Annotated in this window: 16 protein-coding genes; 2 read left to right on the top strand and 14 right to left on the bottom strand. The window is 33.9% G+C overall.

The annotated features are described in order from the left end of the window. Positions 1–30: 30 nt before the first annotated feature. Complete coding sequence (locus NST46_RS13800; protein WP_095314438.1) at positions 31–717, bottom strand: hypothetical protein; 687 nt, start codon at positions 715–717, stop codon at positions 31–33. A 301-nt stretch (positions 718–1018) separates the two neighbouring features. Between NST46_RS13800 and NST46_RS13795 the strand changes: the two genes are divergently transcribed. Both NST46_RS13795 and NST46_RS13790 read left to right on the top strand, forming a co-directional pair. Next, the gene (locus NST46_RS13795) at positions 1019–2095 is read left to right on the top strand and encodes a hypothetical protein (protein WP_303448036.1); all 1077 of its coding nucleotides are present in this window, start codon (positions 1019–1021) and stop codon (positions 2093–2095) included. A gap of 1 nt (position 2096) precedes the next feature. Then, the gene (locus tag NST46_RS13790) at positions 2097–2513 is read left to right on the top strand and encodes a M67 family metallopeptidase (protein WP_158586306.1); all 417 of its coding nucleotides are present in this window, start codon (positions 2097–2099) and stop codon (positions 2511–2513) included. Positions 2514–2609: 96 nt separating this feature from the next. On the opposite strand, the gene NST46_RS13785 is transcribed toward NST46_RS13790, so the two are convergent. The 13 genes from NST46_RS13785 to NST46_RS13725 all read right to left on the bottom strand — a co-directional run bounded on the left by NST46_RS13785 (position 2610) and on the right by NST46_RS13725 (position 17981). Next, the gene (locus tag NST46_RS13785) at positions 2610–2741 is read right to left on the bottom strand and encodes a hypothetical protein (protein ID WP_262366405.1); all 132 of its coding nucleotides are present in this window, start codon (positions 2739–2741) and stop codon (positions 2610–2612) included. Between the two features lie 703 nt (positions 2742–3444). Then, positions 3445–4494, bottom strand: coding sequence for a pseudaminic acid synthase (pseI, locus tag NST46_RS13780; protein ID WP_095314442.1), 1050 nt, complete (start codon positions 4492–4494; stop codon positions 3445–3447). Then, positions 4494–5048, bottom strand: coding sequence for a UDP-4-amino-4,6-dideoxy-N-acetyl-beta-L-altrosamine N-acetyltransferase (gene pseH / locus NST46_RS13775; protein ID WP_095314445.1), 555 nt, complete (start codon positions 5046–5048; stop codon positions 4494–4496). Before pseH ends, pseI begins: the two co-directional genes overlap by 1 nt. A gap of 2 nt (positions 5049–5050) precedes the next feature. Beyond that, positions 5051–6139 carry a UDP-2,4-diacetamido-2,4,6-trideoxy-beta-L-altropyranose hydrolase gene (gene pseG, locus NST46_RS13770; protein ID WP_303448037.1) on the bottom strand — a complete coding sequence of 363 codons (1089 nt, stop codon included), beginning with the start codon at positions 6137–6139 and terminating at the stop codon, positions 5051–5053. Positions 6140–6151: 12 nt separating this feature from the next. Continuing rightward, a complete protein-coding gene (locus tag NST46_RS13765) occupies positions 6152–6883 on the bottom strand; it encodes a glycosyltransferase family protein (RefSeq protein WP_303448038.1) in 732 nt (243 codons plus the stop codon). Positions 6884–7091: 208 nt separating this feature from the next. Beyond that, positions 7092–8201 carry a polysaccharide pyruvyl transferase family protein gene (locus NST46_RS13760; RefSeq protein WP_341137393.1) on the bottom strand — a complete coding sequence of 370 codons (1110 nt, stop codon included), beginning with the start codon at positions 8199–8201 and terminating at the stop codon, positions 7092–7094. 202 nt (positions 8202–8403) lie between these two features. Then, complete coding sequence (gene pseC, locus NST46_RS13755; RefSeq protein WP_118890360.1) at positions 8404–9612, bottom strand: UDP-4-amino-4,6-dideoxy-N-acetyl-beta-L-altrosamine transaminase; 1209 nt, start codon at positions 9610–9612, stop codon at positions 8404–8406. 15 nt (positions 9613–9627) lie between these two features. Beyond that, positions 9628–10572, bottom strand: coding sequence for a dTDP-glucose 4,6-dehydratase (locus NST46_RS13750; protein WP_095314466.1), 945 nt, complete (start codon positions 10570–10572; stop codon positions 9628–9630). Positions 10573–11225: 653 nt separating this feature from the next. Beyond that, positions 11226–12653: a CDP-glycerol glycerophosphotransferase family protein gene (locus tag NST46_RS13745; RefSeq protein ID WP_341137392.1), complete on the bottom strand. Its 1428-nt coding sequence runs from the start codon at positions 12651–12653 to the stop codon at positions 11226–11228. Between the two features lie 101 nt (positions 12654–12754). Further along, positions 12755–13342, bottom strand: a complete 588-nt coding sequence (locus tag NST46_RS13740; RefSeq protein WP_341137391.1) for a class I SAM-dependent methyltransferase — start codon at positions 13340–13342, stop codon at positions 12755–12757. A gap of 551 nt (positions 13343–13893) precedes the next feature. Then, positions 13894–15333, bottom strand: coding sequence for a hypothetical protein (locus tag NST46_RS13735; protein WP_341137390.1), 1440 nt, complete (start codon positions 15331–15333; stop codon positions 13894–13896). A 71-nt stretch (positions 15334–15404) separates the two neighbouring features. Next, positions 15405–16964, bottom strand: a complete 1560-nt coding sequence (locus NST46_RS13730) for a hypothetical protein (protein ID WP_341137389.1) — start codon at positions 16962–16964, stop codon at positions 15405–15407. Positions 16965–16982: 18 nt separating this feature from the next. Next, positions 16983–17981: an SDR family NAD(P)-dependent oxidoreductase gene (locus tag NST46_RS13725; protein WP_095314455.1), complete on the bottom strand. Its 999-nt coding sequence runs from the start codon at positions 17979–17981 to the stop codon at positions 16983–16985. Positions 17982–18704 lie beyond the last annotated feature (723 nt).

The raw sequence follows: 18704 nt of genomic DNA, 5'->3' as shown, positions 1-18704 counted from the left end.
TAATCCTCTCTTTATTTCTATGCTTGAAGATTAACACTTATCACCACTGACAGTATTATTACTTGGGAAAATTACCGGGCATTGAGGTGGGATTGTAGGTGCAGGGCATGGAGGGATTGGAAGTATATCCCTTGGTTGACAGAAGTCTGCAACAATCTCCAGTGTTACATCAAAAACTGATTGAATACTTTGGCAAAGACGAACAGTAACTGTCACATCTAGCTCATCAGGAGTTGCTGTTGTTGTAGGATCACAAATTGCTGTACAAACAAAGCAATCTAAATCTGTGTAAGTTACATTAACATCTGTACCTTCTGGTGCACACAGAATTACTTGTTCACAACGTGTAAATTCGGCAGTACCGACTTCTACAGTCGCACCTCCAAGTTCTGGTATTAAGTCTACGAAAATTGTTACTTCAAAGTTCTTACGAATGTTCACCAGCTGAAGTGTTACCTGTGCACCATCGATAACGAATTGCTGATCTACTCGATCTAAAATGACAATTGGATCCACAGCAGTAGGAGCAACTGCACAGGTTACCGTATCGATGTCAATGTCGTCACACTCTAATTGAGCGCCAGTAGCAGGGTTAACTGGTAATTCCAAATCAGCCAGGCTTAAATCAAACGTTGCTTCGTTTAGAATCCAGTCATATACCTTTTCTGTGTTGATACATAGGAGTTCTTGACCCCCTGTTAAGTTTTCTGCTTGCATAGCTGCAAACACCTCCGAATAAGTTTATTTTCTTTCATTCGTAGCATATGAACAAATGCACCAAGCCGTATAATGATTTAGCGGAATTTCATGATATTAAGTAAGGAAAATATCATAAATATCAAAGCGGTCTGCTGCAAACACAAATCATACGTGATTTTCTTTAGCTTAAAAAAAATAAACGATGCATACGATTAGAATAATGAGAGATCAGAAAAAGAAGTATTTAAATTCTGCACATTTGTCACGTATTGGTGTTTCATCAATAGTATATTAATGTGCTGTAAAAGGGTGATTAATGATGGAGCAATTCAAATTATACAATGCTCAGGAGATTGAAGAATTGAATCAAAGACTCAATTTCTACAAATATACGCTCGAATCATTAGAAATCGGAGATATGATAGATGATTACGTTAAGACGAAAAATGATTTTCATCTTTTAAAATTAAAATTTACTGAATTTGAAGGAGAAGTGAGAATAATGGAAGATAATTTCCAGCATAAAATAAATGAATACGAACATCAGGAAAAAGAACTTTCCGCAAAGATTAATTCCATGAATGATTCGGTAATTCAATTAAAGCAAGATATTAATAAGATAATGGAAAAGGTCAATCAAGTCCGTTTTACGGAACTGCTTGAAAATATAAATCATGTTATTTTAAAGCAAGATAACATGTTGGTAGAAGGTAAAAATGATATCAATCGGTTAAGAGGAGAAATTTTACAATTAAAAGAACACATGCAATCAAATACTCAAAAGCACCATACAAACAACATTCAACATTCCCCTAGACAATCAGAGTACAGACAATTACAGAATATGCTTGAATCTTCCAGATATATTGAGCAAGCACCAAACCAAAAAAAAAATGACGTAACAAAGTTCCGAAATTTCATGCAATCAACAACCAGAGATCAAATCGTTCATCCAATTGACTCTCATAATGATGTTCAAAAACCTACTCTAAAGAGTAAAGGGAGGAAGACTTATCGGCATAATCCATATGAATTAAATAAAAATATCATTACCAAAACCACAGCATCAAATAATCAAGAGAAAAAAAAAGACGATAATATTATTCAAGAAAATGATTCTTTAACTACTCATAGCGATAATCTGGCTCTTACTGACGAAAATATAGTTATGGAACATCAAACAGATCACATAGATGTTGAGAATCATTTTGAAACGAATAAACAACAAGATGATTATTCCAGTGTTTCGACACAGCCAAGAGAAACTACTGCCAAAGAAATTCCTGCTAATGAAACCTCCAATGATGAAGAGAAGAAATCGAATAATCAAGAAAAAAAATCCGACAATAAAAAAGAATTCACTTCCTTTTTTTCTCTCTTCAAAAGTAAGGTTTAGCATGGAAGAGAAAAAGATAATTATTCCTCAGGGTATATATAATAATATGCTGAAACATGGGAGGTCGAGTTTACCTTTCGAGGCATGTGGTTTGTTATCGGGTAATAATCATAAAATAAATTCAATTTGGCAGTTAGAAAATAGGCTAAGGTCTGATAGACGATTTTTTGTAGAAAAAAGAACGATTGAAAAAACCATTCAAGAAATTAAAAAACTGAGCGAGCAGGTATTAGCTGTCTATCACTCCCACCCTACTACAGCACCTGTTCCTTCAGTTTATGATATTACCAATCACCCTGATAATAAAGTAAAAATGGTGATTATTTCTTTTAAAACAAATCCTCCATTTACTAAATGTTATCAAATTGAAAAAAACAGCTATGAAGAATGCCTTTTTTGTATAAATCCCTCGCTATAGCCCGACCTTTTTTACAACATATATACTATAATGCAGTATAACATCCAAGGAGTTGATAAATTTGAAATCCAAAAAACTGATTAATCAAAAAAATAATCATAAAATGATAAAACCTTCTAATACACCAATTGTGATCGATTCGTCATCCATTAAAAGAAGACCGATAGAAGTAAGTGGAAGAAGTGGGTGCTGCATGAAAATAAGGTAATTAAGAAGACCATTATTCATTCCTCCGAATAGGATTAATTGTGCGGTCTTGTATATGAACTAGTGTTTAACATATAGATTTGAGGCTATTAAACGAAGGGCTGATTATCAATATCTGGATATAGAGAAAGTCGATTACCTACTTATCCACAGTGTCTAGTATAGGATTTCAGTCCCTTCCAAGAAAGCCTCTTCTATACTCTGAGCAATATTTATACAGTAATTAATAGTTAATAGTTATACCAATGGAACCTAAAAAGTTGAGAGAGTAATGAAACGAAGAGGTCTAGCAATATTATCAGAGAAAGTAAACACATATAATATGAGAATAAAACAAATGAAAATAATCTTAATCTACCATTAACAGAATACATTATAGAGCAACTTACATAAAAAAGAGAGCAGGTAACAATAACTATATATTAATAGAGTATAATAGATTAAAACTCCCTAAAAAATTACAGAGTTGAGTGCTGAATAATTATAGATACAAATCTTGACCTTTTATAAATGGAAATCCCGCTCTATTTATAGAGGCTAAAATCACTTCAAAAATCCATTACCAGCTAGTTAAAAAAGCAGTTTTTTGATAAAATTTATCAAAAAACTGCTTTTTGCTGATTAAATGAAAGTAGGTATTTTTAGTTGAAGGATAAGACACTCTAAACTCCTTCCCATAAGTTCAAACGATAATTCAAAAGTTTTCTAATGAAAAGATTAGAATCTAGAGTATATCCCAACTGACCGGAGTGCCCTTTTCCACATCTCGAACTACTGTCTTTCCTAATACTATATCATAATACTTCGGTGGGAGACCATAGCCAGGACGAATTACTCTAAGATTTTCCTTTGTTAATATCTCACCAGCTTTCATATCCTGAGTTACATATAGAGAACGCCGATACTTTCCTGATGATTTTTCAGCATCAGATGGACCATATTGTACTTTCCCAAGTGATTGCCAAGCTCTTTTTGTTTCCGTAACCAATGCTTCCAATTCATGAGGTTCGAGGGAAAAACTTGCATCTACTCCACCATCTTTTCTGGAAATAGTAAAATGCTTTTCAATAATAGTTGCTCCTAATGCAACACTTGCAACAGCTACTCCACTCCCCATGGTGTGATCAGATAAGCCAATCTGACATTGAAATAAATCCTTCATATGCGGAATTGTACTTATATTGGTGTTTTCTGGTGACGCTGGGTACGTGCTTGTGCATTTGAGTAAGATTAGATCCTCACTGCCTGCTTCTCTTGCAGCATTTACAGCTTCCTCTATTTCTGCAGCAGAGCACATCCCTGTTGAAATGATCATTGGCTTTTTGGTTCTAGCTACTTTTCGTATTAAAGGCAAATCAGTACATTCAAATGAAGCAATCTTATAACAGGGAACGTTCAGCGATTCCAAAAAATCAACTGCTGTTTCATCAAATGGGGAGCTAAAACCAATCATACCCAATTGTTTACAGCGTTCAAATATAGGCTGATGCCATTCCCAAGGTGTATATGCTTCCTGATATAGCTCATATAGCGATTTGTTTTTCCAAATACTTTTCGAGTCATGAATCATGAAGTCATCCTTGGCCTCATTTAATGTCATTGTATCTGCTGTATATGTTTGTATTTTTAACGCATTTGCTCCAGCCTTCGCTGCCGTTTCCACTATTTCCAGGGCGCGTTCTAACGACTGGTTATGATTTCCGGACATTTCTGCTATTATAAATGGAGGGGTGTCCGGACCTACTTCCCTCCCCCCCAAGCTTATCTTTTTCATCATGTACCTCCTTTCAGATCGGTTAAAAGTTCAATTCTCACTTTTGCCCAATTTTCTTTGAATAGTGCCATAGGGATAACATCCAAGTATTGATTATCTTTCCACACATGGTCGACAAATCTGCCTTCAACTATAAATCCCAATTTCTTATGATAACGAAAGCTTCCACTATTCGTATGAATAACTTCCGCACATACCTTGTTCATCCCTACTTCATTAAAAATTTTATCCAGAGCCAATATTCCCATAATGGTTCCAGATCCTTTAGGTGCAGTTTCTTCGCCTATATAAAAACCCCAATAACATCGAGCGTTTTCTTTATTAATATTCGTAAAATTAACTAATCCTAAAGGAAGGTTTTTATGATAATACAAAAAAGTTTCCCTAAGCGGATCTGTTTTCAGACTTTCAAACCACTTGCAATGTTCATCCCATGTGATTTGGTGATCCGTATACATAAATGATTTAACCCGCTGAGAATTACGCCATTGAAGTACAATTTTCAGATTCTCAGAATGGATTGGTTTCAATTGAAAATCTTCCTGATTAATCATCGCTATTCTCCTTCAAGTAACCGTTCAACAACAAGATTATCACTAAAGTCACCCATAATTGACGCTGTAGCATTCACCATCTCAACCAGCACAGTTGGATAATTAATTAATTTTAATATATTGTTTGCGATATCCTCTTCATCCACCTTCTCACTAACACCTAAATGCCATATTGCACCTATTTCTGATAAATACGCCAAAATTTCAGATTGATTCTCAGCAGTTTCAATTGTGATAGCAGGTAAGCCTACATAACATCTTTCCCACGTTGTACTTCCCCCTGCTCCAATTGCCAAATCAGCTTCTGACATAAGTTTGGCTAAATAGTCAATCTGATAGTGGATTTTTATATTAGGGAGTTTTTCACAGTATTTCTTGATAATTGAATATTTCTCATTAGAAATCCCGACAACAACATCGACAGCAATCTCTGGACGATTGATTATTTTTATAGCCTTGATTGCTTTCATTGTTTCATTTGTAGGATCACTCCCACCAAACGATATCAGGATGCGTTTTATGGTGACATTCTTATTTTTTACAAATTGTAAATCCCTAAATTCCTGTCTTAATAAGAGATATTTTGGCCCCAATAACGTTGAGGTAGATTCAGGTATCAATTCTTCATATCGCTTTTCTAGATTTCTATAAAGATTTTGATCTAACAATATGTCACAGTCATGCGAACGATTGGCCAAATCATCAATCACCATTATTCTTTTTACTTCCGGTCTTACGCTACGTTCCCATTTTTTTTCGATGCCATAGTGATCAATTATTAACCAGTCAATTTCAGGCTTCTTGCATATCGCCTCAATCGTTTGTAGTGCGTCTGTTTTCCAATTTAGATTTAACCAATTTTCATTGCTAATCTCATCTTCGTTAGCCGATATATTATTTTCGGTTGGTGGTAAGGAAATGACGGAAAACCCTTTGTTTTCTATATGTGCGATTAAGTCACCGGGTAACATCCGACAAATAAACGTGACATTTACGCTTCTCTTACGAAGATCCTCTGCCAAAACCAGGCATCTCATGACATGGCCAGTTCCAATATTGGTCGATGCATCAGCTCTTATAAAAATATTCATGGATTCACACTTTCAATCTTCTTTTTGTTGGATATTCGTATTAATCAACTGCCATTCTGGAAATGTATCGAGTAATTCGATGGTATCTTCCATTGTAAACTCCGGATTATATGGATAAAGAGTTTCAAAAATTTTATTTATGAGTATAAAGTCCTCAATCGTATCTACCGTCCAACGGTGGTGGCTATAGTCTTCGTTATTGGAAACATTCGTTAAATTGAAATCTAAAGGATTGTTTATCATATACCTTGTTACATGCTCACGATCTGTTTTAGATGTTGCCTTGTCATATGCCTCTTTTAAGGCCTGTAAAGAAAATACTTCAGTATCCATACCTCTTGGCAATGTCCGTTTTAATACATTTGAAGAGTATTGCAGAGGATGCTTATGGAGGAAATAATCTTGTATAACTTTATCTATCTGTGTTGGATCAATAATTGGACAATCAGAGGTTAAACGGACTACTGCATCTGCCTTTACATGACTAGCTGCTTTATAATATCTTTTTAGTACATCACTCTCTGACCCTCTGTAATACGGTATTTTTGCCATCTGGCAGAAAGAAACAATCGCATCATCCTGAAGTTGGTCAGTTGTTGCGACAAGGATTCCATCTATATAGTTAGATCTACTTACCCTCTCCAACTGATACGCTAACAAAGGCCTGCCAAGTACTTTTTTAAGAACTTTTCCTGGTAATCGAGTCGAACCCATCCGTGCCTGTATAATTGCTACTACCTTCATTTTTCTCACCTCAGGTCCCCAGAATAATAGGAAATCACTTTTTTTACTCCAACTATTAGGTTATCAAATTCTGTAAAAGTTAAAGCATTTCCTTATTGCATTTTTCAATATATTTACACATTATTGTTAATTTGAACTTATAATAACTTATTAATGTAATAAATTTAAATTGTCTTTTGGTAAATAATTTATGAAAAAAGACGCAAAGTTACTCAGGGATGCTATTTAAAAATGGTTTCATTTTTTCTTTCCATAGATGATCAATAATTTTTAATGAATTCTTTGTTTGATCAAATCCAGAATTAATCTCGCTATCTAACATATTATAAACATCGTCAGAAGGAGGAATTTCACTTAAATATTTCCTCCACTCATTAATTTTATCAGGTAGAAATTCTGCCAAACTAAAAACAGAATTAGGAGCAGCTGAATAGCCCAGCCCATTAATTGTGGTAAGATGCCCAGTCCCCCTACCGTCTTCAGCAATAAGTAAGCTAGGTTTACGAGTTCTTAAGAACCAAATATGTGCATGAAGTCTAAATCCAACATGCAAATCAATTTTATCGTAGTAATTTAACTTTTCTGCTCCTCCAGCTAAATCAATAATTTGAATTTGGTTATCTAACCAGTCTTTTGGTAATAAAGAACCTAACTTTCCAAAATAGCCGTGAAATACCAATTTAACATTGCAGGAGTACCTTTTTTTTAGGTTCATAGCTATTTCGTATGCCTTTGAGAGGTGATGCTTATTATGTGGCATCGAAACGGCAATATTTTTAATTTTATTAGGATGTTTAAACGGTAATCCTAAAAAATCAGTATCAAACAACCCCAGGTCTCCAGTAGTACCATAACATGAAATACCATTACCTTTTAAAACATTTTCCGTATAAATATCTCTGCACGATATTTTATTTGTCCCCATCTTTTGGTTAAAAAGTTTTTTAAAGGTTCCAATTTCAGTTGGATTTAGCTTAAGGATTTTTGACTGAGAAACAGTACCAGGATACTGACTCCATCCAGCGCCGATAGTGTAAAACGGTATTTTATGGTCAAGAGCTATTTTCACATAATCATTTCGGAATTTTGGTGCAACAACTTCGCCTAGTGCCGTTGGTCTTAAAGCTGGAGCTAATATAGCGCTATAATTAAACTTTAAATTATCGGTAAGATTTGCATCTGCAATATATGCGGTATCTATTTGGATATCATTTCCTTTAAGCTTTTTCAAAAGTTTTATTAGACTTTTTCCAATTAAATCATCTCCAGAATTTCTCGACCCTTTTGAGGGGTACGTAGACAGCATTAAATATTTCAACTTTTTGACCTCCCCAAACTGTTTAATAGCAGACAAAACTTTGGGATTGTATTGAAGAAAGTCGAGATTTAACACTAAGTGTTATTTATATCTCAATGATACTCACAGAGACCCCAAGTATTTGTTTAAAAACTTTTCTGGATAATTGAGATGAACTCTTCGAAGCTTTGATAATTGCTACTACTGTACCACCTTCATTTTCTTACCTCAGGTCACCAGAATAATAGGAAATTACCTTTTTCACTCCAGCTATTACATCATAATGGTCTTGTTCAGACATTGTCGGAAACAATGGTAGTGTTATGATTTCTTCATATATTTTTTCAGCATTAGGGCACAAACCATTTTTGTAACCCAACTGTTGATAATATGGATGCAAATGTACCGGAATGTAGTGAACGTTCACCCCAATATTCTCCATTTGTAAAGCTTTAAATATTTCGAGCCGATTTGTTTTTAATTTCTCTGTATCCAATCGAACAATATATAAATGCCAGCTAGAAATACATTCATCTTGCTGATATGGAGTTGTAATTGCGTCTATACCTGAAAAAGCTTCAGTATATTTTTTCGCATACTCTTTTCTTTTTTCAAGAAATCTGCTTAACTTTTTAAGCTGATTTGAACCTAACGCTGCTTGAATGTCTGTCATCCGGTAATTATATCCCAGTTCTTGCATTTCATAATACCAAGGTCCCTGGTTGTTTTTTAGCTTCGAGGAATCACGAGTTATTCCATGACTTCTAAACAGTTGCAACCTTTCATAATAATCTTCATTGCACGTCGTGATAATTCCACCTTCACCTGTAGTAATGTGTTTTACAGGGTGAAAACTGAACATCGTCATATCACCAATGGATCCGATACGCCTATCTTTGTAGGTAGCACCTAATGCATGCGCAGCATCATCAATGATAATAAGTCCATATTTTTTTGCCAGCGAAATAATTTCATCATACTCCGCTGGTTGACCAGTAAAGTCAACTGTTATTATCGCTTTGGTTTTTTCTGTGATAAGGGATTTAATGGACTTAGGGGATATATTATAGGTTTTGGGATCGATGTCTGCAAATACCGGCTGACCTCCAACGTACAGAATACAATTAGAGCTTGCTGCGAAAGTCATAGGTGTGGTTATCACTTCATCATTGTCTTTGACTCCTGCCGCAAAGCACGCAGCATGTAATGCTGCAGTACCACTGGAGAATGCTACTGCATATTTTGCTCCTACAAAATCCGCAATCTCCTTCTCAAATTGAGAAATGGCTGGTCCAGTTGTAATAAAATCACTTTTTAATACATTGTTTACGGCTTTAATATCTTCATCATCAATACACTGTTTGCCATACGGCAAATAGGAATCTCTTATTGGAGTGCCGCCATTAAGTGCTAATTCTTCTTTTTTATTCATCATTTACTCCTTCCTTTAGATTAGATTCGTTGTTTTAATCCATTCTTCTGTCTTTTTAATCCCTTCTTCTAAACTATATTTTGGTTCCCAGTTCAATAGTTTCTTAGCTTTACTGTAATCACATAACAATTTCGGTATTTCACTCTGAGGATGGATATGCGTGATATGTTTAATATGGTCTTCATCCTCAACCATTAACTTTGCTAAAGCATTTATACTGATATCTTTGCCAAGACCGGCATTAACAATTTCGCCATCTACTTTGTTAGAATAACCAGATTCAACAACAAAGCGTGCACAGTCTTCTACATACAGCAAGTCGCGGGTTTGTTTTCCATCACCATATATTTGCAATGGCTTACCAGCTAACTTGTTTTTTAAAAAGATAGCGACCACCCCGCCTTCTCCCCCTGTTTTTTGATATGGTCCATACGTATTGAATGGACGTATAATTGTTACGGGAAGATCGTAGGCATAATAATAAGACAACACCATATTTTCTGCAGCCAGTTTCGATCCGGCGTATGGTGAAGCTGGTTTAACCGCATTCGCTTCATTTATTCCCTCTTCACTCCAAGCACGTTCATACACCATACATGTGCTCATAAATACAACCTTTACATCATTTTTTTTACATTGCTCCAGAATATTGAAGGTGCCAATTACATCGTTATTGAAAGTAGTTCGCGGATCATCAATACTATCTTGCACATTTATACTCGCAGCTAAGTGATAACAAATATCAAACTTATTGATGAACAAATGATTGAGAATGCGAATATCTTTTATATCTCCATTGATAAACTCCATAAAATTCTTTTCGTTTCTCATATCCTTTACATTTTCTATGCGTCCATTTGAAAGATCATCCAAGACCCATACTTGATGACCATCTTTTAATAGTCGGTCGACTACCCATCTTCCGATGAATCCCGCACCGCCTGTTACAAGAATTTTCAATACCTTCACCCTTTCATAAAACCCCTCTAAAACATCATATTTACAGCTGACAAAATATGTTCGGGTTCAACTTAAAGTTCAACTATTTGAAAAGGTCTTGGGAGACTGGTGATATCCAGATCAATTTATATAGAATAGAATATTATGCTTAGTGATATATTTATCATGCAATTATAAATAAAAAATACATCGTGAATCCGACATTAATTAATCTTCACTGAATAACTATTACCGGTCATTCAATTTAAAATTATACAAGCTTGTTTGTTTTTATTAAGACGATGGATTGACATCCTCAGTTTCAAAAAACTAACACCTTAGCCCTGGAAAACTGTTAACCTGAGAACATATCACAAAGAATGCACATAAAAATCTTTAATGGTTTACAAACAACGAAAGAGAAATGCCAAAAATCAAACCATCTAAAGTAAAAGCTAACTGAATCCAGTAAATGGACACAATCAGCTTCTTTCTTATCATTCTAATGACTGTTTTATAAAATTATGCCTTTTCTCGAATTCTCTGCTTTTCTTTTGTATTACCTTACCCTATTGCCCAAATATCTTGATACATCATTTAGCTCCATTTCTCGCTTGCACTTACATCAGTATATGAGTAAACATGAATAAAAATGGTGACTTCCTAATTAAACCCTAGCTTATTAGCCTACTAATTAACCTTTTTAGTCGTTCACCAGACATGCTGAAATCAGGATAAGCAACACGAAGGAAATTTTCTTTTTTCTCTTCTACTTTATTTTTATAGTTTAAATCAGTGAAATATTTTATTACTAATTCTCCTAACTTTTTAGGATCTTTTTGAACCAAATCATCCAAACTATTATAATAACCTGTATAACTTGGTAATTTCTTTTCCAATACAAATAAAGGTTTTTTTGCAAGCATAGTTTCTAAGCACACTGTAGAAGGATAAGAAACGATAACGTCAACATTTGGAAGGATGTCATATAAATCGTAGTCTTGTGATGAATAAACAAATGGAAACTCTTTAGTGAGATCGTGTGGAGTTTTAATAGGATAGTCTTTAATCACTATATTTAAATGTAGTCTTTTAGAAATTGTATCAATTAAGATCCTCCATTTAGCAATATCGCGATTCCCCCTAACGACAATCATTATTGTTTTTTTATTTTTATCAAGCCCTAGTTGTTTATAAAACGTAGACTTTTTTACTGTGGATGGCTGAAATGCTTGATCAAATCTTGGATGCCCAGTAATGGCAACAGTTTTTTTTGAGACACCCAATCGCTTATACCATTCCACCTCATAATTGCCATATACAGCATCAATCGTAGCGATTTTAGGTATAAAACCAAACTCATTTGCAAGGATTCCATGCTGTATACAAATAGTTGGTATGCCCCTTTCCGCAGCAACTAACAATAAGATACGACTTATATAACTATGCGTACTAGCTACAAGTAAACAAGAGACAAGAACTTCATCATAAAAATGAATGGACCGTTCAATACAATTTACTATTTCAGCTATTTTTTTCAAGAATAACGTTTGGAAATTTGCATCCTTATATAGATGGTGATTTTTATAGGTTTTGAACATGGATTTCGCTTGATTTTGCAGCCTAATTATAGCCTTTTTTGTATCTATTTTATAGTTACTTAAATAGTTGACTTGAAGATTAAATAGCGTTCTCTTTGTAACACCACTACTAGATTTTTTTTTATTGTTTTTACTGCCCGCCATTACAATCATTGTTTTTGAGCGATCAAAATAATCATCGAATGTCTTTGCCGGAAACCGGAGTATTGTATCATAATTTACTACTATTTTTCCGTTTTTACCTTTGACTAATTGTTTTTTCTTATGAGACTGCATGTAGTTATTAAATACCTCCTGAATTTCCTTTTGATCTTTCACCTCATTTTTTAATCGTGCTGTGAATTTATCATCATACAAATCCTTCCAAAGCTCTGTATTTTTTCGGATTAAACTAGGAAAATGACATATAAATGATAAGGAAAATCCTCTATAATTCAACTTTTGAAAGTCGCGAAGAAAATCAAGGTATAGTGACCAGTAATTTTTTACATAGGTATTCATAGTATCCTCCTATATCAATATATCCCCCGATGACATTTTCAACTCAAAATCAACAGCAATTACGCTGTTCAATACGTATTCCCTTGTGCGAGTAAGAAAAGTTATTTTCTTACTTTTTTAAATACACGAAGCGTATAGAGTTCTAAACCAGCTTCTTTACAGTTACTTTCCTCCACCTGTTTAAAACCAAAATTTTCGAAAATTTTCTTATAGTTTCTTGCAAAAATGTGCCAATGTGAAGTTTTTTCTGCTTCAACGGTTATTAGGTAATCCCCTGTAATTCTAGCTATTTCCTCAAAAATCCACTCACTGTCTGGATGGATATGTTCAAAAACTGCCATCGAAAATACTAAGTTAAAAGTATCAGGAAGAAACTTTTTAATTACATCCTCTACTGGAGAATTAATAATTACCGCATCGTCCGCAAGTTTTGGGTACATTTCCTGTAGACATATAGCCGCTTCTTGACTAATTTCAATGCCAGTCATTCCTTTATAACCATGCTCATAGAGGTGATTCAGATTACGACCAACGTTACAGCCAATCTCAAGAACCTTTCCCTTTTTCTCTACATATTTTTCTACATACTTCAATAAAAACTCGCTTCTTTCCAGTTTATTCGCATATCTCATTGGAGTACTGTTTTTAACCCAATGATCATGAATTTCGTTAAGTTTTGATTCTGTCACGTTAATACCTCCACTTTTTCATACAGGATACAATATAATATGTAAAAAAAAAGAAAGCGTATTGGCATATGATAGAGGGTAACAACCTAAAAATGATCGACTTATCCTCATTTTATTGGTTTGATAAAATGGTTTAATAGGCTTGTTGGTCATATTTTTTAGTTTCCTAAAAATATTGTTTGAAAAAGCCATTACTTTTTCAAAAAAGCCCTCTATCCCTAAAGATATTGAGAGCTAAATCATTTTTATAAAGTAGCTTGTGAAATAATGCTTTCAATTTATCAACGGGTGTCCTTGATGGATCATAGTATTTATAAGCAATAAAATCATCTTTCATTTTTTCCACTTTTTTAACGTTGAATTTAACTTCTAAATCGGTTGTCAGAGCTTTCACTAATTTGCTAGGATTATCTCTGTATCTGCTATAACTAATTTAATCATTTAAGAATTTCACAAAGTCTCTATATGAGGATTAATAATTCTGTTCCAATTGGTTAACCCCTTACTTTTCACAAATTAGATAGTGAAGTTGAACTAAAAGTACCTATACCCTAATTTGCCAACCGATTAATTAAGTCGACCAGCCTATCACCAGAGGGTTTCGCTGCAGGATATGCTTGGGATAAAAATGCTTCTCGTTTTTCTTCAACTAGCTCTTTAAACTTTTCATCTATAAAATAATTATTGATCATTTCAGTGATTATTAAAGGGTCTGGTTGTGCTAATTCACCTAAAAAGTCAAAATAACCGGTATACGTCGGAAAAGGGCTGGACAAAACAAAAACTGGCTTTTTAGCAATCATAGCCTCCAATCCTACAGTAGAAATATAAGAAACGACTAAGTCACTATGATGAATTAAATCATATAATTGAAAGTGTTTAGATGGATAGACGTCGGGAGATTTAGCAGTCAGTTCATGTGGCTTCAAGTACCGAAAATCTTTAATGACAATATTATAATTGTCTATACCATCAAAATTATCAATGAATGTTTCCCATTTCTCCATTTGTATTTTACCCCTGACAATCATTAATATCATTTTCTTATTTGGCTTTAATTCTAATTGTTTTTCGAGTTCATTTTTAGAGATAGAAGGACCTTGATGAATAGCATCAAACCTTGGATGTCCAATTATTTCTACAGCTTGATCCGATAAACCTAATTGCTTAAACCAGTTGACTTCAAAGTTTGAATAAACAGCATCTACATCCGCTATCTTGGGCATGTAACCAATTTCATCTCCAATAATGCCATGCTGCATACATATCGTAGGAATTCCCATCTCAGCTGCGACCATGGCAATTGTTCTACTCTGGTAATAATGTGTAGAAGAAAAAACAATACAGGAGACTGGATTCATTCTAAAATACCTATTGGTCTCCTCAATACGATTGACTATACCCTCTATTTGCATATAAAAATATTGTTTGAATGTTTCGTTATTAAACATTGGATGATCGGTGTAAGTCGATATAATTTCATCCACTTTACCTTTTAAAATTTGGATATTCGAACTTACATTAACCCTGTATTCATCTAAATAATGAGAGGGAATCCCTGCTTCTGGAATACCTTCAATTACTTTCGGCTGTTCCTTAGGGTTATAGTCTTGAAGAAAAATAGTGTCTGCAGGAGGAAAATGTTTTGTCATTATTTCTTTCGGAAAACGCATCAAATTATAGACATCATATAAAACTACTTTTCCATTTGCATGGCTTGCCTTCTTGAATAATTTGCTGCCTTTTCGGTTTATGTGGGTTTGTTTATATGAACTGAAAATTTGTTGCATTGTTTTTTTATCTTTCACTTCATGCGATAAAGATTTTATAAATTCCTCTGATGATAAATGTTCCCAGATATAATTATTTCTATGATTCAGACTACGAAAATGACATAAGTAGGGGATAGAGAACCCTTTATACTTTAAATCCTTAAAGGCTTCTAAAAACTCTACATACAATGACCAATAATTACGTGAAGTTGTATTCATTCGATTACTCCTTTGTATTCCTAGACTGTTGGAATCCACCAAGTTAGATCTCGGAAAGCGTACATCTACTTTTAACTTATCAGCCTATTAATCAAGTTTTTCAATCGCTCCCCAGACTTGGTGGAACTCGGGTACGCGTATCGAAGAAACTTGTTCCTCTTATTCTCTGCGTAGCTTCTTGACTGAACATCTGTAAAGTATTTCCTTACTTCATCACCTAATTTTCTTGCATCTGACTGAACCAAATTACCAAGACTTGTATAATATCCTGTATAGCCGACGAAGGTCTCCTCTAAGATAAATACGGGCTTCTTTGCTAACATTGCTTCCAAACCTACTGTAGAAGAATAAGCAACCACAGCATCAACATTAGGGAATATGTCATAAATATTATAACCCTGCGTTGAATAAACAAATGGGAATTCTTTTGTTAAAGCATGAGGTTTTTTACTTGGATAATTCTTAATTACTATATTAAGATTAACTTTTTTGGAGATTGTTTTAATTAATGATCTCCAACTGTTATTATCTTTGTCTCCTCTGACAACAATCATTAATGTCTGTCTATTTGGATTCAATCCTAATGTACGATTGAACTTATCCCGAGTAATAACAGAACGTTTATATACCTGGTCAAATCTAGGGTGACCAATAATTTCAAGTGATTTACCAGGTGAGCCTATTTTTTTAAACCAGTCTCTTTCAAAGTTCCCGTATACAGCATCAATTGTGGCAATTTTGGGTATATAACCAAGTTCACTCGAAATAATTCCGTGCTGCATACAAATAGTAGGTATTCCTTTTTTTGCTGCTACTAAAGCTAATACCCGACTTTTATAACTATGCGTTGTTGATACAACAATACAAGAGACAGAAACATCATTCAGAAAGTTTATCGACATTTCAATTTGATTAATAACCGTTGCTATATTATTTAGCAACCATTCTTGAAATTGATTATGCTTATAGAGATGATGATTTTTATAAGCTTTAATCATAACTTTTGCCTGGTTTTGAACTTGTGAGACCACTTTTTCTGTATTCGTTGCGTAATTATTAAAGTAATATACGGGTAACTTATTCATTATTTTGTTTGGTCTTACAACATTCTTTCTCTTTACATTTTCTTTTTTTATAATTATGGTGTTTGATAGAGGTACAGCTTTTTTCTTCTTCTTAATTTTAGTTGTTGATTCAGGTTTATTTCCTTTAGTCTTGCTAACGGCTGCGGCTGGTGGCTTAGCCTTTTGGCCCTTACTTTTGCCAGTTGAAAATAATTGGATTGTATTCGACGGATCAAAATAATCGGTAACTGTATCCTGTGGAAAACGGAGCAATTTGTCAACATGTAATACTACTTTACCATCCTTATTTTTCACAGATGCTTTTTTCTTGTGTGAGTATACAAACTTATTAAATACCTCTTGAAATTCACTTTGATCATTAACTTGATTTTTTAACTTTCTAGCAAACTTAGCATCCTGCAGTTCCTCCCAAATTGGTTCTCTGTTTATAATAAAGCTAGGCAAATGACATAAATACGGTAATGAAAAACCTTTATAATTTAACTTCTCAAAATCCTTTAGAAAGTCAAGGTATAAAGACCAATAATTTTTCACAAAAGTATCCATATGACTTCATAACCTCCTTTAAATTAGTTCTTCTTCCTTTAGCAATTTACGTAATTCATTAACGTTTAATGGTGCTTGATTCATCGAACTGTATGTTCCATGATTACACTTTTTCGCATTGTTGTATCTTACCTTTTCAGTTCCTGGAATAATATACATATCTTTTAATTCCCAAGCCTCCCTAGACTCATCGTAGGTCATCAATTCTTCATACATTTTTTCCCCTGGTCGTAACCCCATCACCTCAACATTAATTTCATCCATTTTCATATCGTGTTCTTTACATGTTTCTCCTATTAAAATATCAGCTAAATCTCCTAGTCTAATAACAGGCATTTTTAATACAAAAACCTCCCCACCTTTTGCTTCTTTCAAAGCCTTTATTGTCAACTGTGTGGCCTGATTCAACGACATCATAAAACGAGTCATATCCTTATCAGTAACTGTAATTTTCCTATTTTTAAGAATTTGCTCCTTAAAAAGTGGGATTACTGAACCTCTTGATCCCATTACATTACCAAATCGAACACTTGCGAATATCGTCTGTTTCCCGTTTGTGCTATATTCAGTAGAAGAAATTAACCGTTCTGCAATAAGTTTAGTCGCACCATACGTATTAGTAGGAGAAATAGCTTTATCTGAACTCGTAAACACTACTTTTTTTACGTTTTGTGAAATTGCAGCTTTAATTACATTATTAGTTCCCTGTACATTCGTTTTAATAGCTTCATATGGATTGTATTCACACAGATCAACATGCTTCATTGCTGCTAAATGCAATACATAATCAATATCATGCATAGCAGCAAACAAGCTATCATAATCACGAATATCTCCAATTACCAACCGTAATTTTTCATTATTATCTAGCTCATATCGAAGTTTGTGCTGCTTAAATTCATCTCTGCTAAATATTTTTATTAATGTTGGATTTTCTTTCATGATCGATTGCACTATACTTTTACCTATCGTTCCGGTACCTCCGATAACCAATACTTTTTTTTCACTAAAATACACATTAGTTCCTACTCTCTTTATTTAAATATTCGTATACTGCCATAGGTGATTCCATAAATACGGTAAAAATAACACAGCAAAGTTCTAAGTTAATCTCAAAATATATCTGCTAAAATCAAAATCATCCATGGTCTGCGAAAGTCTTTGGCTCCCTTCGAGCTTACAATCTAGCGCATACGCTGTGCTATGTTGAATTTTTCTATTATTTTCACTAAATTTATGATGCACTTTAAACAATTTTAGTCTTGTACAGTGTGATACTATATATATTCATAAAGAGAATATGAGTTAAAGACTCTAACCTATTAATCAATTTTTTTCTTATATATGTGCGGATTTCCCAGCATTGCATATGTAATTTGGTCGTTGTTTCTTTTCATTAATACTATATAAAATTCAAATAGGCACCTTGATATATTTAAAAATTATATTAAACGTTCAGTAAAACGCTTGTGGGAATTTAAAATATACACCTCATCAAGTGTTTTATTAACACGGACAACTGTTCATATCATTTTGGCTCAAAATCGATCCTCCTAATAGAAGGGAATCGGTTCTATGAATATTTAGAAGCAGAGAAAATTTAAGTTATAATAGCAGTGGTTGATGATATGTGAAATTAACAACTTCAAGCACAACAGAGCTTTCTGCCATAAGGAATCATTTGCCCCTAAAAGCAATTTCTCACACACTTGGTTTATGCAGTTTCTACAAAGCATGTAA

It is taken from the genome of Oceanobacillus sp. FSL W7-1309, assembly GCF_038002145.1.
In the GTDB taxonomy this organism is placed as follows: Bacteria; Bacillota; Bacilli; order Bacillales; family Amphibacillaceae; genus Oceanobacillus; species Oceanobacillus profundus.
The sequence above is the reverse complement of the archived record's forward strand: the minus strand, read 5'-3'. Positions and strand labels throughout refer to the sequence as shown.